Raw genomic sequence first — 26,036 nt, forward strand, 5'->3', positions numbered from 1 at the left:
TTTCCGTTTGTTTGCTGGTGCTGTTCTCCGCGGCGGGGATGCTGTTTTCAACGGCTGCCAAGACGGATACATCTTCTCACAAGGCGCACACTGAAGCACAGGTTATCAACACGTTTGACGGGGTTGCGGATTATCTTCAGACCTATCATAAGCTTCCTGATAATTACATTACAAAATCAGAAGCACAGGCCCTCGGCTGGGTGGCATCAAAGGGGAATCTGGCGGACGTCGCCCCGGGGAAAAGCATCGGCGGAGACATCTTCTCAAACAGGGAAGGCAAACTCCCTGCAAAAAGCGGACGGACGTGGCGTGAAGCGGATATTAACTATACATCAGGCTTCAGAAATTCAGACCGGATTCTTTACTCAAGCGACTGGCTGATTTATAAGACGACAGACCACTATCAAACCTTTACAAAAATGAGATAAACACATACAAAAAACGGCTTCCCTGCGGAGGCCGTTTTTTTGCAGAGAACCTGCAAGCTTCATATAAAATGAGCAGTAAATTTTTCTTCAAACTCTGAGCGGTCTATTCTGCTGTTTTCCGCCGTGCCATCGTGTTTTTTTATTGTTATATTGCGTTCAGACAGAACCATGTGCCCTTCCGGTGTCCGCTTAGAAGCAAGCAGGCGTTTGTTGAAAGGAGAACGTTCATGTTCAAAGATTGTTTGTTTCATAGACTTGAGGTCCTTTTCATCGATTTCTTCAAGCGAAAATGCGTAACCTGTCTGCCAGCCGTCTTACACTAAATTGAATTATTTCCTGACTAGAGTAGAATAAAACAACAGTGGTTTAATATTAGATACATCCTTACTCTTCTTAATCTAATACAACAGAACACATTTCTTACCATCATAGCAGTGGATGAACGCTATTTAGTACTGGTAGTTAGACAATAATTCTCTTCCATATATACATTCTGTGACTAAATTGTTTATAAACTAATCTATTTTCCTGTAGTACCATTTGTAGCTACCAACTTATTATTCACAATTCTAACCAGACTGCCTTGCTTAACCATTTTCCTTAAAGTGCTGCTATACTGAACACTACTATATGAATAATATTTATCGACCGCAAGGAACCTCCCGGTTTCATTGTTCATAAGGTCCATTTGTTTATCTATACCTGAAGACTTTGATTCATGTGCTGTAGCCCATACTTTTGCCCTGTCATATCCATGATTCGGTCCTCCACCAAAGGATTGTACTAAGCGTGCATTCCAATAGCTATGTCGAAATGCATCACCATTACCTTGATAAAGTTGCTGCTTACCAGAATAATATTTATTCGTTTCGTTATAAGCTTCTTTTGCTGCATTTGCATACTTAGTGAACTCAAGTGGGTTTCTCTCTGCCAAGCGAATTTCATCCTTATTCAATTGCCCAAAGCCAGGAACAGGGATATAATAATCCAATGCTGAAAAAGAAGTAGATTTACTTCGGATTGCTTGTTGGATTTCTTTAGCTGCAATCTGATTGAGTTCTTCCTCTGTATAATCTTTGTTAGAAATTTCTTTATTCAACTTATTATGTATCTTACTTAACATATTAATATCTGTATTTCTAACTTCTTGTTCAGTTAAATAAACTTTATCTCTTTTTGTTTGATCAACTGAATGCTCAACTTTTTCTTTTGGATTTTCATGGGCTAAAGCCGGGGAAGAGTAGAAAGTTACTGCAGAGATAGCCACACTCGATAACAGCAATACACATTTTTTCATAGTTATACCTCCAGATAATGTATTAACATCAAAATTTTATCATATAGATAGATTGTTATCAACTATTTTTGTAACTAATGGTTTATTATGTAATATTTAATTCTAAGAATTCATAACACTTTCAATCTTTCTATCAAAAGTATAAGATAAAACATCCACATTTATAGATATGTTATTAAGTATCGAAAATAATTTAAAAAAGACAACCTCTGATAATCTGCTCACAAATTTTTTCTCAAAAAAGCTTGCAGAGAACCTGCAAGCTTCATATAAAATGAGCAGTAAATTTTTCTTCAAACTCTGACCGGTCTATTCTGCTGTTTTCCGCCGTGCCATCGTGTTTTTTTATTGTTATATTGCGTTCAGACAGAACCATGTGCCCTTCCGGTGTCCGCTTAGAAGCAAGCAGGCGTTTGTTGAAAGGAGAGCGTTCATGTTCAAAGATTGTTTGTTTCATAGACTTGAGGTCCTTTTCATCGATTTCTTCAAGCGAAAATGCGTAACCTGTCTGCCAGCCGTCCCCTTTGTTCATTTCAAGCAGGTATGTTCCGAATTCCGTCTCTTCTATCCTCACGCGGAACGCTCCGGCCGCTGATACCGTCTCGTCTCCCGACATCGGCACAGGCTGCATGGCGAGATTGAGGCCGAATCCTGCATCAGCGATGTACTCATTCTCCCCGGCGGAAAGAAGTACGGCCGCATGTGTGCCGGGCAGCGCCCAGCCGTTTTTCCAGACCGTTCCGCGGATCAATTTGACATCAAATCCGGCATCTTTCAGGATGAAATAAAGCAGTCCGTTCAAGTCATAGCAAAGGCCGCCATGAGGTTCCTTCACCATGTGCCGCCACAGTCCTTCTTTCGTGACGTCATATTCTTTTTTGGACAAAACAGCGCGATTTTCAAACGGAAACCGATACGCGAGCGCCTTTAAAAACTCCGGCAGGTTGCTGAAATCGAGGGAATCCTTTTCCCAGCCTATCGTTTGATAACAATCTTTCAGAAACTCATTCATCGTTCCGTCCCCCTTACAAAGTGTTTACACTTCTTCCTGCACATAAGCGGACAACTTTTCCAGCGCTTCCTTTTCATCGTCGCCTTCAGCGATCAGAGTGACTTCCGTCCCCGTACTGACCGCCAGACTCATTAATCCCATAATGCTTTTGGCATTCACTTTCTTGCCGTTTTTCTCAAGAAACACATCTGATGCAAAACGATTTGCCTCCTGTACAAACAATGCAGCGGGGCGCGCCTGCAATCCCGTCTTTAAACGCACTTCCACTTTCCCCTGAACCATAAGATCTCCCCTTTTCTGTACGGTTATTTCAAAGTGATGCTTTGTCCTGTACGCAGCTGTTCTGCGATTTCATCGAGCTTTCTCAGCCTGTGATTGATGCCGGATTTGCTGATTTTCCCGCTTGCAACCATTTCCCCCAGTTCTTTCAGCGTGACCTCCTGATAATCAATCCGCAGCTGCGCAATTTCGCGAAGCTTTTCCGGCAGCGCTTCAAGACCGATCCGTTCATCAATGTATTTAATATTTTCCACCTGTCTGAGAGAAGCCCCGATGGTTTTGTTTAAGTTTGCTGTTTCACAATTGACGAGGCGGTTCACTGAGTTTCTCATATCTCTGACAATCCGCACATCTTCAAAGCGCAGCAGTGAATTGTGAGCGCCGATGACATTCAGAAATTCAGTGATTTTTTCCGCCTCTTTTAAATACGTAATATAGCCTTTTTTCCGTTCAAGCGTTTTACTGTTCAGATGAAATTCATTCAGCAGCGCGCATAATGAATCGTTATGTTCCTTATAAAGCGAGAAGATTTCCAAGTGGTACGACGAGGTTTCGGGATTATTCACAGATCCCCCCGCCAAAAACGCCCCTCTCATATAAGAACGTTTGCAGCACCGTTTCGCCACCAGTTCCTCAGAAATATTCCGTTCAAATATAAAGTTCTCCCCGAGGATTTTCAATTCCTCTAAAATCAGCTTTGCATTTTCAGAAAAGCGCACAATATAAACATTGTTTTTTTTCAGCCGCATTTTTTTTCTGACTAACAGTTCGACCGATACATCATATTGTTTCTTCAGCAATGTATAAATGCGGCGGGCAATCGCCGCATTTTCGGTTTGAACGTCAAGCACGAGATGGCGGTTTGAAAATGACAGGGAACCGTTCATCCGAATCAGCGCGGACAGCTCCGCCTTGGCGCAGCAGTCCTTCACTTCCAGATTCGTCAGTTCTTTTTTTGTTTCCGATGCAAATGACATATTAGCCACCTCATTTCAAAAGGCCTCTAGTCCCTTAATAAATCGACAAGAAGAGAAGCCACTTTATGTGTATCGTGACGGATTACGCCATTTTTATACGTGATAATCTGATCCCTGATGACCTCAAGCCCCATAGATTTCAACTTTTCAACATTGAAGTCGACGGGCCGGGCCAGCTCTTTCGCATATTTGCTTTTGATTTCGTCAGGGATCTCCTCATTGTTGATTAAGATCGTGTCGATAAACGGCTGCTCCATATGATCGTTCAGCGCCTTGACATGGTCGGCCGCGCTGTATTGAAGCGTCTCGCCGGGCTGTGTCATGACGTTGCATATATATACTTTTTTGGCCGCGGCCTTGACGACTTCCTCTCCGATTTTCGGCACGAGCAGATTCGGAAGAATGCTTGTGTACAGGCTTCCCGGACCGATAATGATTAAATCGGCCTGACGGATGACGTCAATCGTTTCCGGCAGCGGATCAATTTTTTCAGGCGTAAGAAACACCCGTTTAATCCGCTGGCCGTAAGAAGGGATTGTCGATTCTCCGGAGACGACCTGCCCGTCCTCCATTTCAGCGTGAAGAACGACACTGGTGTTGGCAGCAGGCAGCACTCTGCCGCGGACATTCAGCACCTTGCTCATTTCGGTGACAGCGTGAAAGAAATCACCGGTTATATTTGTCATCGCTGCCAAAATCAAATTGCCGAGCGAATGTCCGGTTAAGTCGCTTCCTTTGTTGAAACGGTGCTGAAACAGATTTTCAACGAGCGGCTCAACATCTGACAAAGCGGCCAGTACGTTACGGATGTCACCCGGCGGCGGAATTTGAAGTTCATCCCGCAGACGGCCTGAACTTCCGCCGTCATCAGCAACTGTCACAATCGCCGTAATATCAACGGGCTTATGCTTTAACCCCCGAAGCAGCACGGACAGACCCGTTCCGCCGCCGAAGATTGCGATTTTCGGCTTCTTATTCATTTCCGGCTTCTCTTTTCAATGTCCCGGTGAGTGACATGAGTATAGAAATCTTTTTTAAAATAGTCAGCCAAATACTCAGCGAGCGCGACGGAGCGGTGCTGGCCGCCCGTACAGCCGATCGCGATGACAAGCTGGCTTTTACCTTCCCGCTTATAAGACGGAAGCATAAAGCCGAGCAGATCAACAAGCTTTTCAATAAACTTTTGTGTTTCGTTCCACTTCATCACATAGGATGACACTTCCTCATCCTTCCCCGTAAGCGGCCTCATGCTTTCAATGTAGAACGGATTCGGCAGAAACCTTACATCAAACACGAGGTCGGCATCTATCGGAAGCCCGTATTTGAAACCGAATGACATCACGTTCACTGTAAATGTTTCACCTTGGTTCGTGGCGAAATGCGCCACGATTTTTTCACGCAGATCACGCGGTTTCATACCCGATGTGTCATAGATCAGCTGAGAGCGCCCTTTCAATTCTTCAAGCAGCTGGCGTTCCAGCGCGATTCCTTCAAGAGGAAGCCCGGTAGCTGCCAGCGGGTGAGAACGCCTCGTTTCTTTGTATCTCGTCACAAGGATGGAATCCTTAGCGTCTAAAAAGAGAATGCGCGGTGTAATCCACGGATTTTCCGCCATTTCATCCAGCGCCTCAATCAGCCTGTCAAAAAATTCACGTCCCCGCAGATCCATGACAAGCGCGACCTTGCTCATTTTTGAACTTGATTCTTTCATCAGCTCCAAAAATTTCGGCAGCAAGGAAGGCGGCAGATTGTCGACGCAAAAATAGCCGAGATCCTCAAAGCTTTGAATGGCGACGGTTTTCCCCGCTCCAGACATTCCCGTAATGATGACGAGCTGAATATCATGGTTTTCATTCATACTCATCTTTCTCCCCCCTGCGGTCTTTCTTTTATTTGATAAGCTGCGGATCTAAACGATAGCTGAGCAGCTCGAAGTCCGGCGTATACGTAAAGGTGCCGTGCAAAAGCCCTTGGCCCTTGATCATAAAATCAAGGATATGCCCGTCTCCGGGGGCCATCGGAAGGCTGTGGATATCTTTTACGTCATGCCACTTCAGAACGCCTTCCTCTGATTCAGCGACATTCCGCCCCGTGTAGGAGTCGGCGACGAAAGTAAACATCATCCACTCTGACACGATTTGTTCCTGTTCCTTAATAATAAAGGTAAACACGCCTTTTAACTGCGGATTTAGTATATAAATGCCCGTCTCTTCTCTGTACTCTCTGATGACGGAATCTCTGACGGATTCGCCGCTTTCCATCTTCCCGCCGGGCGCGACCCACCAGCCCCGTCTCGGCTTTTGGAGAAGGAGAACCTGATCATCTGTCTGTAGCACACAATTTGTCACTCTTTGCACAAGTACGTCACCTAACCTTCTCAACAAATCATCGTCTCTTCATTATACCGTTTCGGCATGTCTCTCACAATGCAGAGACACCGACATCCTTTTCTTTTATTTGACAGAAAACAAAAAATCGCAAAAAAAGGGCACGGATACTGGAATCCGTGCCAAAGTGTATTCATTAAAAAGGGGGTCAATTACTACATTCATCTTAAAACATCAGTATTTCACCCGTGTTACAGCGTAATTAAAACACAGTAACGATTCAAAAACTGAACATTACAGTGATTATTTAACGGTTTTGAGCGTTTCCTCAAGCTCTTCCACATAATGCTGAACGCTTTGAGCCGCAATACTTCCGTCGCCTGTCGCCGTTACGATCTGGCGGAGCGTTTTTTCACGGATGTCTCCCGCGGCGAAAATGCCTGGAACTTTTGTCTCCATTTGAGCGTTTGTTTCAATGTAGCCTTCTTCATTTGTGATGCCCAAGTTCTCGAACGGTTTAGAAAGCGGAAGCATACCGATATAAATAAAGACGCCGTCAGCTTTGAATTCTTCCTCTTCTCCCGTCACGGTATCCACAAGAGTAAGCCTGCCGACTTTTCCGTTTTCCTCATGGATTTCTTTTACGGTTTTGTTCCATTTGAAGTCAATTTTCTCATTGTCAAAGGCACGCGCCTGAAGAATGCTTTGCGCACGCAATTTGTCACGTCTGTGAACGATGGTGACTTTTGAAGCGAAGCGTGTCAGATAGACGCCTTCTTCAACGGCGGAGTCTCCGCCGCCGACAACGACAAGCTCTTTATTTTTAAAGAACGCGCCGTCACAAACCGCGCAGTATGATACGCCGCGGCCGCCCAGTTCTTTTTCGCCGGGAACGCCGATCTTTTTGTATTCCGCTCCGGCAGAAATGACGATGGCGCGCGCTTTATATTCTTTTGAACCGGCTTTGACCGTTTTATATTCTTTACCGTCAACGATTTCTTTAATATCGCCGTACGCATATTCCGCACCGAATTTTTTCGCATGTTCAAACATTTTATTAGAAAGTTCAGGGCCGAGAATGCTTTCAAAACCCGGATAGTTTTCAACATCCTCCGTGTTGGCCATCTGGCCGCCCGGAATTCCTCTTTCGATCATTAATGTGGATAAGTTCGCTCGTGATGTGTAAACGGCAGCGGTCATCCCCGCCGGACCCGCGCCGATAATGATCACATCATAAATTTTTTCTTCTGACACCATGATTCACTCCTTTTCGAAATGGGGCGCGCCCTATATGACTAAGAATCCCCATCAATCGTATTCCTTACCCATATCCTATTAAATCTGAGGGCAATTCGCTATTTTTTTGCTCATTTTTCTAAGAAACCGTGATTAGGCAGCTCCTGAGCGGGTATACAAATAAAGAAAGAGCCTTCCGGGATAGAAGGCCCTTGTCTTATTCATTATTGAACGACACGTCTTACATTACCGTTGAAATATTTTTTCCAATAAGGGTTGCTCATAGAATCGATAGATACACCATGCGATGTATTATCGTTCAGGAACGTTCCGTTGCCTAAGTAGATGCCGACGTGGCCGTTTGTTTTATACGTGTTGAAGAACACTAAGTCTCCGCGTTTCATATCAGACGCACTGACAGCTTTCCCTCTGTTAATTAAAGTATCTGTGCTTGTTCCGCTGACAGGTCCGAGGTTAACGCCTGCGTTAGCATAAGCCCAGCGTACGAATGAAGAGCAGTCAAAAATACGGTTGTCAATATCAGATTGAGTGCGTCCGCCGCCGAATTTGTACGGAGATTTACCCACAAGGCTTGATCCTACGCTGATCGCGCCTTCAATACCGCCAGAATTTGAAATAACAGATCCGCCGTCAGAATCATCTGAACCGCCGCTGTTATGAGATGATCCGCCTGAAGTGCTCTTCGGTTTGCTTGAGCTGTCAGATGAATCAGATGATGTTGAAACAGCCGCTTTTTTCACAGTTTTAACCGCCGGTGCCGGCTGGCTGTCATCTTTTTGGTTTTGGTCTTCAGAAGCTTTTTGCGCTTCTTCCTGTTTTTTGATCAGGGCAGCCGCTGCAGCCTGCTCAGCTTTAATGCGCTTCTGTTCTTTTTCAGTGTCAGCTTTTTGGTTTGCAAGCTGTGACGCTTCTTTTTTCAGATCAGAGATAGCGGAAGCCGCTTTTTTCTGACCGTTTTTCGCTTCGTCGAAAAGCTTGTCTTTCTGATCAAGCTGTTTGTTCAGGTCTTTTTGCATAGACTCGAGTTTCGCAAGATCATCTTGAACTTTTTTCAGCTTCACGTTAAGTTCAGCCTCTGCGTCTTCGAGTTTCGCTTTATCCTGCTCCTGCTGTTTGATCAGGTCTTTATCCGCATCAACGATAGAAGATACTGCAGTCGCACGGGAAATGAAGTCTCCGAAGCTTGTCGCTCCTAAAAGTACATCTATGTATCCTTGAGAACCGCCGTTTTCCTGTAAAGAACGAACGCGTTTTTTCAGGATTTCATTGCGTTTTTCAATACGCGCTTCTGTTTCTTTGATTTCTTTTTTCAAATCAGCGATCTGCTTTTTCGTTTTTTCGTTTTCAGCTTTTTTATCTTCGATTTTATTGCTTGTATCCAACGCTTTAGCGTTAATGTCTTTCAGTTCTTTTTCAATCTTAGCCTGCTTGTCCTGAAGCTTAGACAATTCTCTTTCTTTTGCTTCAAGGCTTGAAGCCACCTCAGATTGCTTGCTTTCAATTTTCGCTTTTTTGCTGTCTAATGTTTCCGCCGATGCAGTTTTTGTAAACGGGATCAAAAAACTGCTTGTCCCGATGACGGAAGCCAAACCAAGTGTTAATAAACTCTTTTTCACTTTTTCTTTCCTCCCTTTTACTTTAAACCTGTTCTCATTTGGAATTCTATTATGAACATCAAAGTTACGCTCCCTCACATACCCGTGAGGCTGATGATTTTTATGTACGATTCTTTGAATCTGGTTAATTGGTATAGATTATACAGCACATGTAAAATAAACTAATCTCTTATGTACGAGACTCATTATACCATCATGTTTCGACAATTTTTATTACAGTTATATTTCAATGTGATTGCAAATCTCATATTTTGCAAAATAAACGGTGATTACGGCCTGATTTCGATTCAAAAAGCAAAAAAATACGTATGAATACCTCTTTTTTCGGCGGTAAAGTTCTGTTTTGCCCCTTTATGATAAAAAAAAGAACCGACTCTTTATATAGAAAGAATCGGTTTTATTCTAATATATCATCTATTTGTCTGATGTATTTCGAAAGGGTTGCCGGGGTTATACCGTAAACGGCGGCCGTTTCTTTTTTCGTCGTTTTTTCGCCGTTTGCTTCTTTCCATACGTATGCGATGGCTGCGGCCCATGCCCGCTCATTCTGTACGGCAGCGGCGGCGCGGATATGCTGAATGACGTGAAAAACCCAGCAGCTCATGACGTCAGTTTTTAAACTGTCGGCTTCCGCTTTCTCCAGAAGCTTGACCGTCCGATACGTGAACAGCGCGTCACCAGAGACGCCTGAAGCGCCTTTTTCACCGGAAAGCAGCAGTCTGACGAAATCTTGTTCAAACGGTGAAACGGCGCGTTTTACCGTCAGAACTTTTTCAAGCTGGTTCCGCTCTCCTTCAGCGCTGCTGATATAATAGGCGGCAAGCCGCTGTTCAAGTGAAGCAGGAAGCGGTTCCTGCCGCTCCGCCCAAGGCGCGGGCCGGTCTGATTCGGGAAATTCGGCTTCGGCCTTTTTCCAAATGGTTTCCGCAAATTCTGTGCGGCCTGTCCCGTAGGCTGAGGCGGCAAGCCAGTAATAAAACGTTTCGTCGCCTTCGAACCCGCTTTTGTAAAGAGAACGGAGCCATTTATAACCGAGATCATGTCTGCCGACAAGCGCAAGCGTCGCCCCCAGCTTATAGCGCTGTTCGAATAAAATCGGATACACGTTGGCGAGTTTTCCGCTCAATTCTCCGACTTTTTCATCTTCCCTCTCGTAATAGCAGAATACAAGGAGGTTGCACAGGGCATGGAGATTGCCTTCATTTTTCTCAAGCACTTCGAATACCGTCTGTTTCGCTGTTGTAACATTGCCTGAGTAAAAGTAAGCGAGCGCCAGGTTGTTGTATGCAGACCAAAGCTCGGGGTAATCGGCCGTAATCTCTTCAAGCATGACAACCGCTTCATGAAGCTGGCCGCTCTCAAGAAGCATTTTTGCCCGGTCCTGCCTGATCAGCAGCTCATCCTGGTCATAGAGCGATTCGTTTTCACCCGCTTCGCCGAAATCCAAAAGCTCCATCAGATTTTCAATCTCTTCGCTGAATTCCCCGTCCGGATCGGCATCTGAATAAGCCGCCGCTTCTTTGTATGCTTCCTGAAAGAGCCCCAAATGCGCGAAATTATTCGCTTTAAAATAATGACACTCGGGCATTTCTTCTTTCAGGTTCACCAAAATAAAGTCGAACAGCTCATTTGACTGCTGGTAGTGGCCCATTTCAGAATAAATCACGGCCAGCCGTGACAGCATTTCGGAATCATTCGGCTCGAGGTGGACGGCCCGCTGAATCAGTTTGCTGGCCCGTTTTAAATTCCGCTCTTTATATGCTTTTAAGCCTTTATGAAAAAAATATTGTCCATCCTGAAGCAGCTGGACAATTTGCGCGTGCTTTTTCTGTTCAGAAGTGTGTTTTCCCACAAATATCCTCCGTTTTATACGTATTACCGTCAGTAGTATACCATAAAACGGTTTCGCCTCAATAGTTCAAAAGACAGGATCGGCTTCGTTTTTTACTGGCTGGTTCGACCAGATTTTAGCTGTTTTTTTCACGAGGCTCGGCTGGAAGAATGACGCGGAAAAGGGTTCCTTCGCCGCGCTTGCTCTCAACCTCTATCGAACCGCCGTGCAGCTCTGCGATTTTTTGTGCGATGGACAGGCCGAGCCCGCTTCCCCCTGCGTTTCTCGCCTTGTCCGCTTTATAAAACCGTTCAAATACACGCTCCGCCTGTTCAGGCTCCATTCCGATTCCGTCGTCGGCGATTTCGACAGCCGCCGCTCCCGGCAGATCAACAATTTTAACGGAAATGCGGCCGCCTTCACCGGTAAATTTTACGGCATTGTGAATCAGATTCATCCATACTTGGCTGAGCAGCGCTTCATCTCCGTACACATACGACTCCTGTAAATCAATGAGAAACTCAATCTGTTTGGCAGACCATTCAGGCTCACAGGTCAATATGGTGCGCCGCAGCTGTTTGTCAATGCGGAACGGTTTTTTTTGTATCGGTTCGGTTTGGCGTTCAAGCGCAGTGAGCTTCAGCAGATTTTCACTGATTTTTGATAATCGTTCTGTTTCTGTCTCGATGATGTGTAAGTAGCGCCCCCGCTCCTCATATGATAAATCCGGTTTTTTCAGAAGATGCGCGTAGCCCTTTAATGAAGTAAGCGGAGTTTGGATTTCATGGGAAACGTTCGAAATAAATTCTTGTTTCAGCTTTTCCATTTCACTCAGTTCCGCGGCGAGTGTCGACAGTTCATCAGCCAATTTCGTCACGGGGTGGTCCCGTTCAATCTTCTCCATTTTCCGGGAAGCGGCCGCTGTGAAGTTGCCGCTCGACATTTGCTTGATCGTGGCGGTCAGCGAATCCCAGATCGCATGATGTCTTTCACGTGCTGACTTTGAAAAAATAAACATCGTTACAAACAGCAGGCCGAAAACAAGCCAAAGCGTCAGAATCTGCTCGGCGTACGGCACAAGCAAAATCGGCCATATGAGACCGAATCCCTGAACGATCAGGTGAGCCGCCAGCCATAAGAATGCGGTGACGGTGAGAAGGATGATGATTTTTCCAGCCGTTCTGAAGATCCGTTTCATTCTGTCACCACAAACCGATACCCGAGCCCCCGCACCGTATGGATGGCAAACGGATAGTCCTTTTCCGGAAACCGTTCCCTCAGCCTTTTAACATGCACATCAACCGTCCGCTCGTCACCTTCATAATCAAAGCCCCAAATATCTTCTATTAATTGTTCTCTTGAAAACGTCTTATTCGGATAACCGGCGAGCTTAAATAAAAGCTCAAATTCACGCCGGGGCAGCGTCAATCCCGCTCCGCCGCCGCGCGTTACGGTGCGGGACTGCTTATCTAATGTGACATTTCCGATGGTCAGCAGTTTTTCAGCGGTGATCCGGTACCGTTTCAGCAATGCTTTGACCCTTGCTTCCAGCTCAAGCGGCTCAAACGGTTTGACGAGATAATCATCCGCTCCGGAAGTAAAACCTTGCACTTTGTCCAGCGTTTCGCCTTTTGCCGTCAGCATCAAAATCGGAATGTCCGTAAAGCTGCGGACGGCTTCACTGACTTCAAACCCGTCCATTTTCGGCATCATCACATCCAGTATGATGAGATCAATAGGTGCTGATTCGATCAGCTTCACCGCCGCTTCCCCGTCTTCCGCTTCTGCGACGTCAAAGCCGCTCTGCTCCATCATGAGGCGGACAAGCTCACGGATATGGCGGTCGTCATCCGCAACCAATATGACAGCCATGAAAATCCCTCCTTCTGCTTTTTTGCCTGTCTTCTTTTAATGAATCGACATGATGTCTATTAACCGTCTTATTTTTTCATTGTCTCCTGTATCGACAGACACTTTTTTTGTATGGCGGATCATTTCCTCCGTCACTTCTTTCATTACGCCTTGATCAATATCTTCACGAGACTCCCAGCGCAAAGGAACATTGTATACCTGAATGGTGCCGTCACCATTGCTGCTGTAAGTGACTGACCCATCGACTAACCGGGAGCCTGCTAACTGCGTAACATCTTCCGGATAGCGGGCGCTCGTATGATCGTCAGGATTGACGAGTGCTCCGGCCGGAATGCGGCGAACGTTCAATTCATCTATCTGCTGATTTTCCCCAAGCTGCAGCCAGATGCGGGCATATTCAATTTGCAGAGGAGAATAATCTGCCGACATGTTGTTCGGTTGGCTTTTGTCCGCAGAGATGTGATGTGAATCTTTGATTACGGGTTCTTTTTTTTCTGCCGCTGATGCTGTTTCAGCCTTGTTGATGCCGCTGCTTTCTCCGGCCGGACTTGAAGAATGGCTCGGCTCTTCATCGTTACCGTCCGTACACCCGGCAGTCATGAATACGAGCAGTAAGGCCGCGTGACAATAAAAAATCTTTGTGCGTTTTTTCATAATTCAACCCCCGCTTCCAATGAATAGGATTCCGGCTGCAAAATAAAAAGCAGCTTTTTCAGCTGCTTTCTATTCATAAAGTCTTGCTTTACACAGCTTTGTTTTCTAAGTCGGCATTCAGCTTCAGCTGCTGCTCCGCAAAATCGCGGTACAGCGAATGGGATGCCATTAATTCATGGTGTGTGCCCCGTCCGGTGATTTCACCCTGTTCGACAAAGAGAAGCTGATCTGCATCCACAACCGTGGATAAACGATGGGCGATCACAATCGTGGTGCGGCCTTCCATTAGAACTTCCAGCGCCTGCTGCACCCATTTTTCAGATTGGCTGTCCAGACTTGATGTCGCTTCATCAAGCATCAGAATGCTCGGGTTGCGAAGGAGCGCTCTGGCAATGGCGATGCGCTGGCGCTGTCCGCCTGACAGCATAATTCCCCGCTCACCGACCTCTGTTTCAAATTTCTTCGGTAAGTCTTCAATAAATTGCAGGGCGTAGGCCATGTCAGCAGCTTGCCTCAGTTCCTCATCAGTCACCTCGCGTTTTAATCCGTAGCAGATATTGTCGCGGATGGTGCCTGACATTAACGGGCTTTCTTGCGACACGTAGCCGATATGCTCCCGCCATGACTCAAGGGAATACGCATCAATCGGTTCATTTCCGAGCAGGATGCTGCCCGCAGTCGGATTGTAGAATCGTTCAAGCAGCTTAAATAACGTTGTTTTTCCGCCGCCGCTCGGTCCGACGATCGCGGTGACTTTGCCGGCCTCAATCGTAGCCGTAATGTCTTTTAGGATGGTTTGATCTGTTTTGTAGCCGAATGAGACTTGTTCGAGCTTAATCGGCTGATCCGCGTTTTCAATGGCTTTTCCGGTTTGGATATCTTCTTCTTTTTCTGCAAGAATATGAATCATCCGTTCCGTTGCGCCGACGGATTTTTGAAGCTGTGTGAAAAATGAAGTGATCTGGCCCATCGGCATAATGATCTGAAACAAATACAGGATAAAGGCAACGAGTGCGCCGGCTGTCAATTCACCGGATGACACCTGCATCCCGCCGTACCCGATGACAGCGACCAGCGCCGCCATTAATACAAGTGTAATAAGCGGGCCTACGAGCGACTGCACCTTCGCTTCACGCAGCCCGAGTTTAAAGAGCGCCATGATGCCTGCTTTTCCGCGTCCGTATTCCGCTTCTTCAGCGTTTGACGCTTTTACAAGCCTGATTTCCGGGAGGATGTGGTTTAATAATCCGGTGAATCTCGCCGTTTCATCCTGTGTTTCCCGAGAAATTTTAAACATTTTCCGGCCGATCGGCACTAAAATCACCGCAGCCAGCGGCACGACGATCAGCACGAGCAATGTGAGCTTCCAGTTCATGAAAAATAAGATCGTCAGTGACCCGATAACGGAAATGATTCCGGTAATAAATCCGCTGATATTGTTTGTGATCAGCTCTTTTACCACCATTGTGTCATTGGTGATACGGCTGATCGTTTCTCCTGTGGCGTTTTTGTCAAAATAAGAGACGGGCAGTTTAATTAATTTCTGCCACAACAAATCACGCAGTCCCGAGATGATTTTCTGGCCGCTGTAGTTCAGGGCGTAGGTGGCGTAGGCGCTTAATGCGGCCTGTACGATAAACACGGCTGCGATGATTCCGATTTGCACGCCTGACAGCGACGACATGGAAAAGCCGTCAACGAGCTGCTTTGTCAATAGCGGAATCAGCAGGCTGACGAGCGTTGTCACAATACTGAGAGACAGCGCGAAGGCCAGCATACCGTATGATGGTTTTGTTTTTTTGACTAATGAAAAGAATGAGCTGAATTTCCCTTTAGGTTTTGGTTGTTTATTCGGCATATGTTTTCCTCCTATATCACTGTTTATACTATAACGGATGTGCATGAACGGAATATGAACAAAACGTATATTTTTGATAAAAACCAAAATAAACTCTATTAGTCAATATTATCAAATTCATCTGCCTCCGGTTGCGGAAATAAGGAATATTTTATTGAATGTTTAAGTTTGACAGAATAAAAACCTCACGGACTCTCCGTGAGGTTTGTTTTACTCAGATGCTGAATGGCGTTTCGCAAGGACGTCAAGCACGTCATCCAGAGGAAGCGACTGCTCACGCAGAAGAACGAGCAAATGATACAGCAAATCTGCCGCTTCCCATTTTAATTCTTCATGGTCGCGGTTTTTCGCGGCGATAATAACCTCTGCAGCTTCCTCTCCGACTTTTTTGAGAATTTTATCGACGCCTTCCCGAAACAGGTACGTTGTGTAGGCTCCGTCAGGCATCTCCGCCTGCCGTTTGGCGATTACGCTTTCCAGTTCATTCAAGATGCCGAAACGATCCTGCGTGTCTGCTTTTTCCGTGGAAAAGCAGCTGTAGCTTCCCTTATGGCATGCGGGTCCTGAGGGCTCCGCAAGCACGACGAGGGCATCTTGATCGCAATCATAACGGATGGCTTTCACCTTTTGGGTATTCCCCGATGTCGCTCCTTTATGCCACAGCTCTCTGCGTGAACGGCTGTAAAACCAGGTTTCTTTCGTTTCTATCGTTTTTTCGTAGGATTCTCGGTTCATATAAGCCAGTGTCAGCACTTCTTTGCTTGCCGCATCCTGTACGATGGCGGGTATCAGTCCGGCCTCGTCAAACCGCAGTTCATCTGCCTGTTTCATCTCACATTCACCCCGTGTTTCTTCATATAATCTTTCACTTCTTTTATAGATGTCTCTTTGTAATGGAAAATAGAAGCTGCAAGCGCGGCGTCCGCTTCACCGACTGTGAAGGCTTCAAGCATATGGCGCGCGCTGCCGGCTCCCCCTGACGCAATGACGGGCACCGGGACGGCACGTGAGACAAGCTGTGTGAGCGTATGATTAAAGCCTGTTTTCTCACCGTCTGCGTCCATGCTTGTCAGCAGGATTTCACCCGCTCCCCGGCTGACAGCTTCTTTTGCCCAGGCCGTGACTTCCCGCTCGGTTTTCTTTCTGCCGCCGTGTGTGTACACTTTATAGCAATCCGAATCTTCGTCATACTTTGCGTCAATCGCCGCTACGATGCATTGCGAGCCGAAAAACTCAGCTCCTTCCGTAATCAGCTCGGGTCGGAGAACGGCCGCTGTATTAACGGATACTTTATCAGCGCCGGCGCGAAGCATTCGTTTCATATCGCTTAATTGATTGATTCCGCCGCCGACCGTAAACGGAATCGCCAGTTTTGCCGCAACTTGTTCTACGACGTCTGTCATCGTCTTGCGGCCTTCGTGAGAGGCGGAAATGTCGAGAAAAACAAGTTCGTCAGCGCCCTCCCTGTCGTAGGCTTCGGCCAGCTCGACAGGATCGCCCGCATCTTTCAGCCCGAGAAATTGAATGCCCTTGACGACGCGTCCTTCTTTCACATCGAGACACGGAATGATTCGTTTCGTGATCATGCGTCCCTCACCCTTCTGAGCGCTTCAGCCAATGAAAATTGTTTTGTATACAGCGCTTTTCCGATAATCGCTCCCGATACGCCGGCGTCTTTGAAGCGGGCCAGTGCTTTGAGATCGGCGACTGAGCTGACTCCGCCTGAAGCGATGACGTCTTTTCCCGTTGCTTTTGCGAGCTGAACGGTGCTTTCGATGTTCGGGCCTGACAGCATGCCGTCAGTTGCAATATCCGTGAAAATGAAGGTTTCCGCTCCTTCGGCCGCCAATTCACGGCCCAGATCGGCCGCCCTTACCGAGGATGTTTCCAGCCAGCCTTCCGTCGAGACATATCCGTTCCTTGCATCAAGGCCGATCGCGATTTTGCCGCCGTATTGTTTCAGCATGCTCTTCACAAATGCCGGATCGGAAACGGCCGAGCTGCCGAGAATGACGCGATCAACGCCTTGTGATAAATAACCGTACACATCCGCTTCAGAACGGATCCCGCCGCCGATCTCGACTTTGATATCAAGCTGCCGCGCAATGTCAAGAACATGCCTGTCGTTTACTTTCCTGCCTGCTTTCGCGCCGTCAAGATCCACGAGATGAATCCATTCGGCGCCTTCTTGTGCAAATTGCGCTGCCATGTCTAAAGGAGAGTCACCGTATATCGTTTCCTTGCCGTAATCGCCTTGGATGAGGCGGACGCATTTGCCGTTTCTCATATCGATTGCCGGATATAATGTAAAAGCGTTCATTTCTTCACCTTCTGTTCCGCTGCCATTTTTGTAAATTGCGTTAAGATCGCCATTCCGGCCGTACCGCTTTTTTCCGGATGAAACTGTGCACCGAAGACATTGCGTTTCCCGACGACTGCCGGAACACGAACGCCGTACTCAGCGCTTGCCAGAAGATCGCCGTCTTCCAGCCCGTCTATATAATAGGAATGGACAAAGTAAACGAATCCTTCTTCCGCTTCCGAAAGCAAAGGAGACGTTTGGTGAAACGTCAGCCGGTTCCAGCCCATATGCGGCACCTTCAGCTTGTTTCCTTCGGCATCTCTGTCTTTGAGTCTCACAGCTTTTCCGGCTAATAAACCAAGTCCTTTTGCAGAGCCGTTTTCGGTGCTCTCTTCGAAAATGAGCTGCATGCCGAGGCAGATGCCGAGGAGCAGCTTACCCTCGTCAACCATACGGTGTATGAATTGATCAAGCTTCGTGCTGCGTAAATTGTCCATGGCGTCACTGAATGATCCGACACCTGGAAGAATAAAAGCATCCGCTTTTTCAAGCTCTTCCGGCCGGTCTGATACGACATACGGGACGCCGATGCGTTCCAGCGCTTTCGACACGCTGAATAAATTGCCCATACCGTAATCAATTACACCGATCATTTACAGCATTCCTTTCGTAGACGGCACACCCTTGACGCGCGGATCAATGGATGACGCTTCATCAAGCGCTCTGCCAAGCGCCTTAAACACGGCTTCTATCATATGATGGGTATTCGTGCCGTAATGAACGATGACGTGCAGATTCATTCTCGCTTCGAGCGCCAGTTTCCATAGGAATTCATGTACCAGCTCGGTATCAAACGTTCCGACTTTCGCTTGCGGAAATGCAGCGCGCATCTCAAGGTGCGGCCGGTTGCTCAGGTCTACGGCGACTTGGGCGAGCGCTTCGTCCATCGGCACAAGCGCTGATCCGTACCGTTTGATCCCTTTTTTATCACCGAGCGCCTCCAAAAAAGCCTGCCCTAAACAGATGCCGATATCTTCAGTCGTATGGTGATCATCTATCTCCGTATCGCCTTTTGCGTCAACCGTTAAATTGAATTGCCCGTGTTTTGTGAACAAATCAAGCATATGAGTCATAAACGGCACATCCGTGCTGATGTCGGCTTTTCCTTCTCCGTCTATTTCGAAAGCCAGCTTAATATCCGTCTCATTTGTTGTTCTGGCGCGTTCCGCTTTTCTCATCGGTCATTCCTCCGTTTCTCGCTTCAATCGATCTTGCGTGCGCTTCAAGCCCTTCCAGTCTCGCAAAGGCGGCAATGCTGTCCGCGTGTGTTTCAAATGCCTTCCGGCTGTAAGAGATGATGCTCGATTTCTTTTGAAAGTCTGTTACATTCAGCGGGCTTGAAAACCGCGCCGTTCCGTTTGTCGGCAAAACGTGATTCGGTCCGGCAAAATAATCGCCGACCGGTTCAGCGCTGTATCGTCCTAAGAAAATCGCCCCCGCGTGTCTGATGCTTCCAAGCAAAGCCTCCGGCGAATGCGTCATGATTTCTAAATGCTCGGGCGCCAGCGCATTCACCGTGTCCACCGCATCTTCCATCGATTCCGCGATATAAATGCGGCCGTGATCCCTGATCGACGCTTCGGCGATTTCTTTGCGCGGCAGGGTCTGAAGCTGTTTATTCACCTCATCTGATACCGCTTCGGCAAGCTTCTGTGAATCGGTGACAAGCACGCTTGAGCTGAGCATATCGTGTTCGGCCTGTGAAAGCAGGTCAGCGGCGACTTCTTCGGGCACCGCCGTATCGTCTGCCAGGACCACGATTTCACTTGGCCCGGCGATCATGTCAATATCCACAACGCCGAAGACTTCGCGCTTCGCGAGCGCTACAAATATATTTCCGGGGCCCGTGATCTTATCAACAGGCTGTATCGTTTCCGTTCCGTAAGCGAGCGCGGCAACCGCCTGCGCGCCTCCCGCCTTGTAAATTTCCTTTATGCCGAGCTCAGAGGCCGCCGCCAGAACGCCTGGCGAAAGGCGGCCGTCTTTTCCCGGAGGACTGACGAGAACGATCCGTTCCACTCCCGCAGCGAGAGCGGGGATGACATTCATTAAAACGGAAGACGGATAAGCGGCCGTCCCGCCCGGCACGTATACGCCCGCGGAATCGAGCGCCGTTATTTTCTGTCCGAGCATCGAACCGTCTTTGCGATGGTAAAACCAAGAGGATTGCAGCTGGCGCTCGTGATATTCTTTAATATTGGCAATCGCCTGCCTGATCACTTCCAGCAGCTGATCATCAAGCAGACGGTATGCCTCGGTGATTTCCTCTGCGCTCACGGCCATTCGGTTCAGGCTGATGCCGTCAAATGTTTTTGTATAGGCCAAAACGGCTTTGTCACCGTTTTGTCTGACGTCTTCAATAATCCCCCTGACGGTTTTCCGCTGCTCTTCGGTTCCGCTGTCGATGGAACGCTTCAGTGAAAACCGCTCGCTTCTTTTTACTGCGGTTATTTTCATTTTGCCGTTTCTCCTTCCACAACCCTGGCCAGCCTGGCCGCCATTTCGTCGATTACATCATCCTTCATGCGGTAGCTGACCGGATTGACGATAAAACGCGATGTGATGTCACAAATATGTTCTGATTCAACGAGACCGTTTTCCTTTAATGTCCGCCCGGTTGATACGATATCTACGATTCTGTCAGCAAGCCCGATTAAAGGCGCCAATTCAATGGAACCGTTCAGCTTAATGATTTCCACCTGTTCGCCCTGCTCTCTGAAATAACTCGACGCAACATTCGGATATTTCGTCGCAATCCTCGGGGCGACTCCGTTCCAATCCGCTCCGGGAAGCCCCGCAACGGCGAGATGGCATTTGCTGATTTTCAGATCGAGCACCTCATACACGTCACGCTCTTCCTCAAGCATGACATCCTTCCCGGCAATACCGGCATCAGCGACGCCATGCTCGACATAAGTCGTAACATCCATCGGCTTTGCCAGAATAAAGCGGAGATTTTCTTCAGGAACGTCAATGATCAGTTTTCTCGATTCTTCAAACTCTTCGGGCAGCCTGTATCCGGCCTGCCGCAGCAACCCGGCCGCTTCTTCGAATATCCGTCCTTTTGGCATTGCCATTGTGAGTACCTTACCCATTCCGCTCTTCCTTTCTGGCACCGATAAAGTATGTGACGTTTGCGAATGATTTTGTCATATGATCGATATTTTCAATGCCCGCCAGATCCTGCAGGACGACTTTTCTGCCTCGCGCCCTTTCTTCCTCCGCGAATAAAATGGCCTGGGCCCGCTGCTCCTTGCTGAAAATCACGGCGTCCGCTTCACTTGTTTCTTCCTGAATGCCGAGCGCTTCAATCAGCCTGTCGATACGGAGCCCGAAGCCCGTGGCGGGAGCGGGATTGCCGAAATGGCCGAGGAGATTGTTATAGCGTCCTCCGCTTCCGATGACGAAACCGACATTTGCCGCGTACACTTCGAATAAAATTCCCGTGTAATAACTCATATGGCTTACCATATTCAGATCAAGGCGAATATGCTCGGCACACCCGTAATCCTCAAGAATGTCCCACAGGTCTTCCAGCTCCTGAATTAAGCTTTGTCCGGAGATTCCGATGATCTCCTCCGCCTTCGCGCAAATCTCTTTCCCGCCTCGCAATTCCAAAAGTGCGAGCAGCCGGCTTTTGTCTATTGAAGAAAGCGGAAGCGATTTGACATGTTCCCTGTATCCCACGTAATTCTTTTCAAAGAGAAAGCGCCGCAGAACATCCGCCCGCTCGGCATTGCCCAAAACCTCGACAAACAGCTCATCAGCGAGTCCGGCATGGCCGATCGCGATTTTAAACCGGTACAATCCCGCGTTTTTCAAAGCGCCGGCCGCCAGCGCAATCACCTCGGCGTCCGCGCTTGTTGATCCGTCGCCGATCAGCTCCGCGCCGACCTGTTCGAATTCGGCCGGACGTCCGCCTTCCCGCTCCTGAGCGCGATAGACGCTTGCCGCGTACCCCGCTCTGAGCGGATGATTGTGTTTGTGCAGCTTAGATGCCGCCACCCTGGCAATCGGTCCGGTCATGTCAGGCCGAAGCACAAGCGTTTTTCCGTCCTGATCGAGAAGCTTAAACAGCTGCTGTTCTTCAATGGCTGACTGGACGCCTACTGTTTCATAAAATTCAAGGGTCGGCGTCTCCATAAACTGATAACCCCATTTATCAATTAAATCCGTCAGTGTGGAACGGACTTTTTTCTTTGCTTCGTATAAACCGGGCAGCGTATCTCTCATGCCATGCGGTTTCTCAAACATAAACATTTGCCTTTTACACCTCCGCTTTGTCTGAAGGAAAATTCCGAATCCTTTAGTTCGCTAATATGATAATATGTTAGCAGATAAAAGAATAGATTGCAACGCCCAATGTCCGCCTATTCTTTTCCATAAACATGGCTAAAGAATGAACAAACCTGTAAACATATCGGAACAATCGAATCATATTGAGCAGAAGTGCTATAATACATAGAACAGCTTCATCAGAAACAAGGGAGAATAATTGATAATGAAGACGCTTGGAACATTATGTGTGCTGATTCTGACAGCCATCCTTGTCTATCTGGGATATAACATCTATACAAACGATATTCATTTAAATTTTTTCAATCAGCAGTCCGACGAGCCTGATGAGAAAACACCGTTAAAAGGGAGCGCGTCACCGCTGAATGTCGTTCTGTACAGGCAGATGGATTCTCCCAGACTGTACAATGGCTGTGAGGTGACCAGCCTTGCCATGATTTTGAACAATGCCGGATATCATGTGTCAAAAAATACATTGGCGGATAAAATCAATAAAGTTCCGCTCACATACAGCAGCGGGCTGAAGGGAGATCCGAATGAAGGATTTGCCGGAGATATGGAAAACGGCCCGGGTTTAGGCGTTTATCATGAGCCGATTGATAAACTTGCCAAAGAATATGCGGGAAACAAAGTATACGATCTTACGGGAAAAGACATTTCTTCAGTGTACCGCCAGCTTGAAAAAGGGCGGCCGGTCTGGGTGATTACCACCACATCCTTTAAGCCGGTTGATCATATGCAGACTTGGGATACGCCGAACGGAAAGGTCGACATTACGTTCAGCATGCATAGCGTAGCCGTAACCGGTTATGATCACGATTATGTATACGTTAATGATCCTTACGGCTATAAAAACAGAAAAACAGACCGGTCTGACTTTGAAAAAGCCTGGAAGCAGATGGGCAGCCAGGCCATTGTGATCAAGTCATAAAAAAAACCCCGCTGACGTTAATCTGCGGGGTTTTCCATTCGTTTTTTCATTTCTTCGTCCGTATAGATCACCTGCATCGGATTTCCTCCGACAAACGCCCCGGCGGGGACATCTTTGTGCACCAGCGTGCCGGCTGATACAACGGCTCCGCTCCCGATGGTGACGCCGGGCAGAATGGTTGTGTTTGCTCCGATCATCACCTCGTCACCGATTGTGACAAAACCGGTCCGGTACTCATGTATTAAATATTCATGAGCCAAAATCGTCGTATTATAGCCGATAATGCTGTTTTTTCCGACAGTGATTTTTTCGGGAAACATGATATCCGGCATCACCATCAGCGCGAATGACGTCTGTTTTCCGACATTCATTTTCAAAAAGGTTCGGTACAGCCAGTTTTTCACGCTTAAAAACGGCGTATACCTTGCGATCTGAATGATGATGAAATTTTTCATCACCTTCAGAAAGGGAACCGTCTGATAAACATGCCACAATGAATTTGCACCTGAAACCGGATGGCGGTCTGTTTTTCTCACGTGTTACTTCACTCCGGTGATGTGCAATAAATCACTCATTTTCTCGAGCATATAATCGGGTTCATAGGCGGAAAGCGCCTGTGCGCCTTTAATCGTCCACGCGACGCCGGCTGTTTTCGTGCCGGCGTTTTTTCCCGCCATGACATCGTGATAATTGTCACCGACCATTATGGCTTCCGACGGATCGCACCCAACCCGGCTGAGCGCAAGCCGCACAGGCTCGGGGTCAGGCTTCGGGTGCTTTACATCATCAAGCGTGACGACAGTATCGAAAAACGCCCCGATGCCTGTCAGCTTCAATCCCATATTGACTGTATCCCTCAGCTTTGTGGTGACAATACCGAGCTGATAGCCCGCTTTTTTCAATTCATCAAGCGTTTCATAAACCGTTTCGTACTCCGTGACGAGCTCATCGTGCTTTTCATGGTTGAATGCTCTGTACATGCTGATCATGTCATCGCACTTTTCGGCATTAATGCCTGAAAACGTTTCGTACAGAGGCGGGCCGATAAACGGGAGCACATCTTCCCTTTTGAACTGCCCCGGGCAATAATGATCAAGCGTATGAAGGTAAGAAGCGATAATCAGTTCATTCGTGTCAATCAGCGTGCCGTCGAGATCGAATAAAATGGCGGTTACACGTTTATCAGTCATCTTATGTCCTTTCCGATTTCAGTCGTCAGTCCGTGTCAGCATACCGCTTATCAGCATACCCCTTCATGCGTCTGAAAATCATTAAAATAATCGCAAGTACAATCAGCACAATGGAAATGACCTGCGCGATCCGAAGCTGGCTCGTCAGCATCAGGCTGTCCGTCCGCATTCCCTCAATAAAGTATCTGCCGATTGAATACCAGATCACATACGTCAAAAACAGATTGCCTCTGCGCAGGTTCACGCGGCGGAGCAGAAGCAGAATCACGACGCCCGCAAAACTCCACAGCGATTCATACAAAAACGTCGGGTGATAATATTGTCCGTCTATGTACATCTGATTGATGATGAAATCCGGAAGATGCAGACTTTCCAAAAATGACCGGCTGACCGCTTCACCGTGAGCCTCCTGGTTGATAAAGTTCCCCCAGCGTCCGATGGCCTGGCCGAGCAGAATACTCGGCGCGGCAATATCCGCCAGCTTCCAGAATGAGATGCCTCTTACTTTTGAAAAGACGATTCCCGTCGCGATCGCGCCGATTAATCCGCCGTGAATCGCAATGCCGCCTTTCCAAGTTTTAATGATTTCCCCGGGATGTTCCGAGTAATAGCTCCACTCGAAAAGCACATAATATGCCCGTGCGCAAATGATTGCGATCGGGATGGCGAAAAGAACAAGATCAATAAAAATGTCCTTTTTCAGCCCCCGCTTTTCACTCTCCCTCATGGCCATCCAAAGCCCTAATAACGCGCCCGCGCCGATAATGATGCCGTACCAGTGCACGGATAAAGGCCCGAGCTGCAAGGCAATCGGATTGATCGGTGTTCCAGCTTCATTCATATTATTGCCAACTCCTATTCGTCTTGTTCGCCGTCCTCAATGACATCCGCCAGCTTATTCGTGAATTGTTCGGCAGCATTCAAGCCCATCCGCTTCAATCTGAAGTTCATCGCCGCAACTTCGATAATAACGGCGAGATTCCGCCCCGGGCGGACGGGAATGGTCAGTTTTGTAATTTCCGTATCAATGATTTTCATTTTTTCTTCTTCAAGTCCGAGACGGTCGTATTGCTTTCCTTGCTCCCAAAGCTCAAGGTCCATGACGATAGTAATTCTTTTATTGCTTCTGACGGCGCCCGCCCCGAACAGCGTCATGACATTTATAATGCCGAGCCCCCTGATTTCGAGCAGATGCTCAATCAGATCAGGCGCGTTCCCGACAAGGGTATCCTGATCCTCCTGCCGGATTTCAACGCAGTCATCCGCGACAAGACGATGGCCTCGTTTGACAAGCTCCAGCGCCGTTTCACTTTTACCGACGCCGCTTTTTCCCGTAATGAGCACGCCGACGCCGTATATATCCACAAGCACACCGTGAATGGCCGTTGTCGGCGCGAGACGGCTTTCAAGAAAATTCGTCAGCCTGCTTGACAGCCTGGTTGTTTTCAGAGGGGATCTGAGCACAGGCACGCCGTTTTGCTCGGAAGCTTCTACAAGCTCCGGCGGGATCGGCATATCTCTGGAAAGTATGATAGCCGGCGTCACATCGGTGCACAGCGATTTCATCCGCTGTTTCTTATCTTCCTCGGGAAGCTGATCGAAAAATGACAGCTCCGTTTTTCCTAAAAGCTGCACCCGTTCTCTCGGGTAATATGTAAAATAACCGGCGATTTCAATACCGGGCCGTGATAAATCACTCATCGTAATCGGGCGGTTAATCCCTTCTTCTCCGCTGATCAATTCTAAATGGAACTGTTCCATTACGTCTTTGGTCCGAACCTTTGCCAAGATATGTTCCTCCTGTTCTGGGATGTTCCGAGCTTTGAACAGTTATATTTTATCACTTTAC

28 protein-coding genes and 1 pseudogene are annotated in these 26,036 nt (G+C 47.6%); 2 read left to right on the plus strand and 27 right to left on the minus strand.

The window, feature by feature from the left end; translation table 11 throughout:
- Positions 1–38: 38 nt before the first annotated feature.
- A complete protein-coding gene (locus OWN49_RS06945; RefSeq protein ID WP_223151841.1) occupies positions 39–428 on the plus strand; it encodes a ribonuclease in 390 nt (129 codons plus the stop codon).
- Between the two features lie 59 nt (positions 429–487).
- Here the strand turns inward: OWN49_RS06945 and OWN49_RS06950 are convergent.
- The 23 genes and pseudogenes from OWN49_RS06950 to OWN49_RS07060 all read right to left on the minus strand — a co-directional run.
- A pseudogene (locus OWN49_RS06950) lies at positions 488–742 on the minus strand (arylamine N-acetyltransferase); the annotation flags it as partial.
- A 206-nt stretch (positions 743–948) separates the two neighbouring features.
- Positions 949–1,725 carry a DUF6973 domain-containing protein gene (locus OWN49_RS06955; protein ID WP_015240662.1) on the minus strand — a complete coding sequence of 259 codons (777 nt, stop codon included), beginning with the start codon at positions 1,723–1,725 and terminating at the stop codon, positions 949–951.
- Between the two features lie 265 nt (positions 1,726–1,990).
- Positions 1,991–2,737: an arylamine N-acetyltransferase family protein gene (locus OWN49_RS06960; protein WP_073982114.1), complete on the minus strand. Its 747-nt coding sequence runs from the start codon at positions 2,735–2,737 to the stop codon at positions 1,991–1,993.
- 24 nt (positions 2,738–2,761) lie between these two features.
- Positions 2,762–3,019 (minus strand): HPr family phosphocarrier protein, encoded by a 258-nt coding sequence (locus OWN49_RS06965; RefSeq protein WP_003151495.1) that lies wholly within the window; start codon positions 3,017–3,019, stop codon positions 2,762–2,764.
- Positions 3,020–3,042: 23 nt separating this feature from the next.
- Complete coding sequence (gene whiA / locus OWN49_RS06970; RefSeq protein ID WP_017418846.1) at positions 3,043–3,993, minus strand: DNA-binding protein WhiA; 951 nt, start codon at positions 3,991–3,993, stop codon at positions 3,043–3,045.
- 26 nt (positions 3,994–4,019) lie between these two features.
- A complete protein-coding gene (locus tag OWN49_RS06975) occupies positions 4,020–4,973 on the minus strand; it encodes a gluconeogenesis factor YvcK family protein (RefSeq protein ID WP_007407422.1) in 954 nt (317 codons plus the stop codon).
- Positions 4,970–5,857, minus strand: a complete 888-nt coding sequence (gene rapZ / locus OWN49_RS06980) for an RNase adapter RapZ (RefSeq protein WP_176283548.1) — start codon at positions 5,855–5,857, stop codon at positions 4,970–4,972. The genes OWN49_RS06975 and rapZ overlap by 4 nt, the downstream gene beginning before the upstream one ends.
- Positions 5,858–5,882: 25 nt before the next feature.
- A complete protein-coding gene (locus OWN49_RS06985; RefSeq protein WP_003151491.1) occupies positions 5,883–6,350 on the minus strand; it encodes an 8-oxo-dGTP diphosphatase in 468 nt (155 codons plus the stop codon).
- 273 nt (positions 6,351–6,623) lie between these two features.
- A complete protein-coding gene (trxB, locus tag OWN49_RS06990; protein WP_007407423.1) occupies positions 6,624–7,574 on the minus strand; it encodes a thioredoxin-disulfide reductase in 951 nt (316 codons plus the stop codon).
- Positions 7,575–7,780: 206 nt separating this feature from the next.
- The gene (locus OWN49_RS06995) at positions 7,781–9,193 is read right to left on the minus strand and encodes a C40 family peptidase (RefSeq protein WP_077722903.1); all 1,413 of its coding nucleotides are present in this window, start codon (positions 9,191–9,193) and stop codon (positions 7,781–7,783) included.
- A 397-nt stretch (positions 9,194–9,590) separates the two neighbouring features.
- A complete protein-coding gene (locus OWN49_RS07000; protein WP_077722904.1) occupies positions 9,591–11,045 on the minus strand; it encodes a tetratricopeptide repeat protein in 1,455 nt (484 codons plus the stop codon).
- 115 nt (positions 11,046–11,160) lie between these two features.
- Entirely contained in the window at positions 11,161–12,222 is a 1,062-nt protein-coding gene (locus OWN49_RS07005) for a sensor histidine kinase (RefSeq protein WP_176283549.1), read from the minus strand.
- Complete coding sequence (locus OWN49_RS07010; RefSeq protein WP_176283550.1) at positions 12,219–12,896, minus strand: response regulator transcription factor; 678 nt, start codon at positions 12,894–12,896, stop codon at positions 12,219–12,221. The genes OWN49_RS07005 and OWN49_RS07010 overlap by 4 nt, the downstream gene beginning before the upstream one ends.
- Before the next feature lie 36 nt (positions 12,897–12,932).
- Positions 12,933–13,550 (minus strand): hypothetical protein, encoded by a 618-nt coding sequence (locus OWN49_RS07015; protein WP_176283551.1) that lies wholly within the window; start codon positions 13,548–13,550, stop codon positions 12,933–12,935.
- Between the two features lie 88 nt (positions 13,551–13,638).
- Entirely contained in the window at positions 13,639–15,408 is a 1,770-nt protein-coding gene (locus OWN49_RS07020) for an ABC transporter ATP-binding protein (RefSeq protein ID WP_070082434.1), read from the minus strand.
- Positions 15,409–15,618: 210 nt separating this feature from the next.
- On the minus strand, positions 15,619–16,239 hold the full coding sequence (gene hisIE / locus OWN49_RS07025; RefSeq protein WP_077722905.1) for a bifunctional phosphoribosyl-AMP cyclohydrolase/phosphoribosyl-ATP diphosphatase HisIE: 621 nt from the start codon (positions 16,237–16,239) through the stop codon (positions 15,619–15,621).
- A complete protein-coding gene (gene hisF, locus OWN49_RS07030; protein WP_077722906.1) occupies positions 16,236–16,994 on the minus strand; it encodes an imidazole glycerol phosphate synthase subunit HisF in 759 nt (252 codons plus the stop codon). Before hisF ends, hisIE begins: the two co-directional genes overlap by 4 nt.
- Positions 16,991–17,728 carry a 1-(5-phosphoribosyl)-5-[(5-phosphoribosylamino)methylideneamino]imidazole-4-carboxamide isomerase gene (hisA, locus tag OWN49_RS07035; protein WP_172615004.1) on the minus strand — a complete coding sequence of 246 codons (738 nt, stop codon included), beginning with the start codon at positions 17,726–17,728 and terminating at the stop codon, positions 16,991–16,993. Before hisA ends, hisF begins: the two co-directional genes overlap by 4 nt.
- Positions 17,725–18,363, minus strand: coding sequence for an imidazole glycerol phosphate synthase subunit HisH (gene hisH, locus OWN49_RS07040; RefSeq protein WP_172615005.1), 639 nt, complete (start codon positions 18,361–18,363; stop codon positions 17,725–17,727). Before hisH ends, hisA begins: the two co-directional genes overlap by 4 nt.
- A complete protein-coding gene (gene hisB, locus OWN49_RS07045) occupies positions 18,364–18,948 on the minus strand; it encodes an imidazoleglycerol-phosphate dehydratase HisB (protein ID WP_007614023.1) in 585 nt (194 codons plus the stop codon). It lies immediately after the preceding gene.
- Complete coding sequence (gene hisD, locus OWN49_RS07050; RefSeq protein ID WP_176283552.1) at positions 18,914–20,227, minus strand: histidinol dehydrogenase; 1,314 nt, start codon at positions 20,225–20,227, stop codon at positions 18,914–18,916. The genes hisB and hisD overlap by 35 nt, the downstream gene beginning before the upstream one ends.
- Positions 20,224–20,865, minus strand: a complete 642-nt coding sequence (gene hisG / locus OWN49_RS07055) for an ATP phosphoribosyltransferase (protein ID WP_015387648.1) — start codon at positions 20,863–20,865, stop codon at positions 20,224–20,226. The genes hisD and hisG overlap by 4 nt, the downstream gene beginning before the upstream one ends.
- Positions 20,858–22,030: an ATP phosphoribosyltransferase regulatory subunit gene (locus OWN49_RS07060; RefSeq protein ID WP_172615007.1), complete on the minus strand. Its 1,173-nt coding sequence runs from the start codon at positions 22,028–22,030 to the stop codon at positions 20,858–20,860. The genes hisG and OWN49_RS07060 overlap by 8 nt, the downstream gene beginning before the upstream one ends.
- A gap of 241 nt (positions 22,031–22,271) precedes the next feature.
- On the opposite strand from OWN49_RS07060, the gene OWN49_RS07065 reads away from it, so the two are divergent.
- Complete coding sequence (locus OWN49_RS07065) at positions 22,272–22,997, plus strand: C39 family peptidase (protein ID WP_176283553.1); 726 nt, start codon at positions 22,272–22,274, stop codon at positions 22,995–22,997.
- A gap of 17 nt (positions 22,998–23,014) precedes the next feature.
- Here OWN49_RS07065 and OWN49_RS07070 read toward each other — a convergent pair whose 3' ends face one another.
- The 4 genes from OWN49_RS07070 to hprK are packed head-to-tail and all read right to left on the minus strand — an operon-like array spanning position 23,015 to position 25,975.
- Entirely contained in the window at positions 23,015–23,533 is a 519-nt protein-coding gene (locus OWN49_RS07070; RefSeq protein WP_007407438.1) for an acyltransferase, read from the minus strand.
- A 3-nt stretch (positions 23,534–23,536) separates the two neighbouring features.
- Positions 23,537–24,187 carry a pyrophosphatase PpaX gene (gene ppaX, locus OWN49_RS07075; protein WP_070082441.1) on the minus strand — a complete coding sequence of 217 codons (651 nt, stop codon included), beginning with the start codon at positions 24,185–24,187 and terminating at the stop codon, positions 23,537–23,539.
- Between the two features lie 25 nt (positions 24,188–24,212).
- Positions 24,213–25,028, minus strand: a complete 816-nt coding sequence (gene lgt / locus OWN49_RS07080) for a prolipoprotein diacylglyceryl transferase (RefSeq protein WP_007407440.1) — start codon at positions 25,026–25,028, stop codon at positions 24,213–24,215.
- 14 nt (positions 25,029–25,042) lie between these two features.
- Positions 25,043–25,975 carry an HPr(Ser) kinase/phosphatase gene (hprK, locus tag OWN49_RS07085; protein ID WP_003151456.1) on the minus strand — a complete coding sequence of 311 codons (933 nt, stop codon included), beginning with the start codon at positions 25,973–25,975 and terminating at the stop codon, positions 25,043–25,045.
- Between the last annotated feature and the right edge of the window lie 61 nt (positions 25,976–26,036).

It is taken from the genome of Bacillus sp. NEAU-242-2, from assembly GCF_027853835.1.
Classification (GTDB): Bacteria; Bacillota; Bacilli; order Bacillales; family Bacillaceae; genus Bacillus; species Bacillus velezensis.

Excerpts from the sequence above, each read along its gene's own strand:
- OWN49_RS06945 (WP_223151841.1), top strand. The coding sequence starts at position 39 with ATGCTGTTTTCAACGGCTGCCAAGACGGATACATCTTCTCACAAGGCG.
- OWN49_RS06955 (WP_015240662.1), bottom strand. The coding sequence starts at position 1,725 with ATGAAAAAATGTGTATTGCTGTTATCGAGTGTGGCTATCTCTGCAGTA.
- OWN49_RS06960 (WP_073982114.1), bottom strand. The coding sequence starts at position 2,737 with ATGAATGAGTTTCTGAAAGATTGTTATCAAACGATAGGCTGGGAAAAG.
- OWN49_RS06965 (WP_003151495.1), bottom strand. The coding sequence starts at position 3,019 with ATGGTTCAGGGGAAAGTGGAAGTGCGTTTAAAGACGGGATTGCAGGCG.
- whiA (WP_017418846.1), bottom strand. The coding sequence starts at position 3,993 with ATGTCATTTGCATCGGAAACAAAAAAAGAACTGACGAATCTGGAAGTG.
- OWN49_RS06975 (WP_007407422.1), bottom strand. The coding sequence starts at position 4,973 with ATGAATAAGAAGCCGAAAATCGCAATCTTCGGCGGCGGAACGGGTCTG.
- rapZ (WP_176283548.1), bottom strand. The coding sequence starts at position 5,857 with ATGAGTATGAATGAAAACCATGATATTCAGCTCGTCATCATTACGGGA.
- OWN49_RS07005 (WP_176283549.1), bottom strand. The coding sequence starts at position 12,222 with ATGAAACGGATCTTCAGAACGGCTGGAAAAATCATCATCCTTCTCACC.
- OWN49_RS07010 (WP_176283550.1), bottom strand. The coding sequence starts at position 12,896 with ATGGCTGTCATATTGGTTGCGGATGACGACCGCCATATCCGTGAGCTT.
- OWN49_RS07015 (WP_176283551.1), bottom strand. The coding sequence starts at position 13,550 with ATGAAAAAACGCACAAAGATTTTTTATTGTCACGCGGCCTTACTGCTC.
- OWN49_RS07020 (WP_070082434.1), bottom strand. The coding sequence starts at position 15,408 with ATGCCGAATAAACAACCAAAACCTAAAGGGAAATTCAGCTCATTCTTT.
- hisIE (WP_077722905.1), bottom strand. The coding sequence starts at position 16,239 with ATGAAACAGGCAGATGAACTGCGGTTTGACGAGGCCGGACTGATACCC.
- hisF (WP_077722906.1), bottom strand. The coding sequence starts at position 16,994 with ATGATCACGAAACGAATCATTCCGTGTCTCGATGTGAAAGAAGGACGC.
- hisA (WP_172615004.1), bottom strand. The coding sequence starts at position 17,728 with ATGAACGCTTTTACATTATATCCGGCAATCGATATGAGAAACGGCAAA.
- hisH (WP_172615005.1), bottom strand. The coding sequence starts at position 18,363 with ATGATCGGTGTAATTGATTACGGTATGGGCAATTTATTCAGCGTGTCG.
- hisB (WP_007614023.1), bottom strand. The coding sequence starts at position 18,948 with ATGAGAAAAGCGGAACGCGCCAGAACAACAAATGAGACGGATATTAAG.
- hisD (WP_176283552.1), bottom strand. The coding sequence starts at position 20,227 with ATGAAAATAACCGCAGTAAAAAGAAGCGAGCGGTTTTCACTGAAGCGT.
- hisG (WP_015387648.1), bottom strand. The coding sequence starts at position 20,865 with ATGGGTAAGGTACTCACAATGGCAATGCCAAAAGGACGGATATTCGAA.
- OWN49_RS07060 (WP_172615007.1), bottom strand. The coding sequence starts at position 22,030 with ATGTTTATGTTTGAGAAACCGCATGGCATGAGAGATACGCTGCCCGGT.
- OWN49_RS07065 (WP_176283553.1), top strand. The coding sequence starts at position 22,272 with ATGAAGACGCTTGGAACATTATGTGTGCTGATTCTGACAGCCATCCTT.
- ppaX (WP_070082441.1), bottom strand. The coding sequence starts at position 24,187 with ATGACTGATAAACGTGTAACCGCCATTTTATTCGATCTCGACGGCACG.
- lgt (WP_007407440.1), bottom strand. The coding sequence starts at position 25,028 with ATGAATGAAGCTGGAACACCGATCAATCCGATTGCCTTGCAGCTCGGG.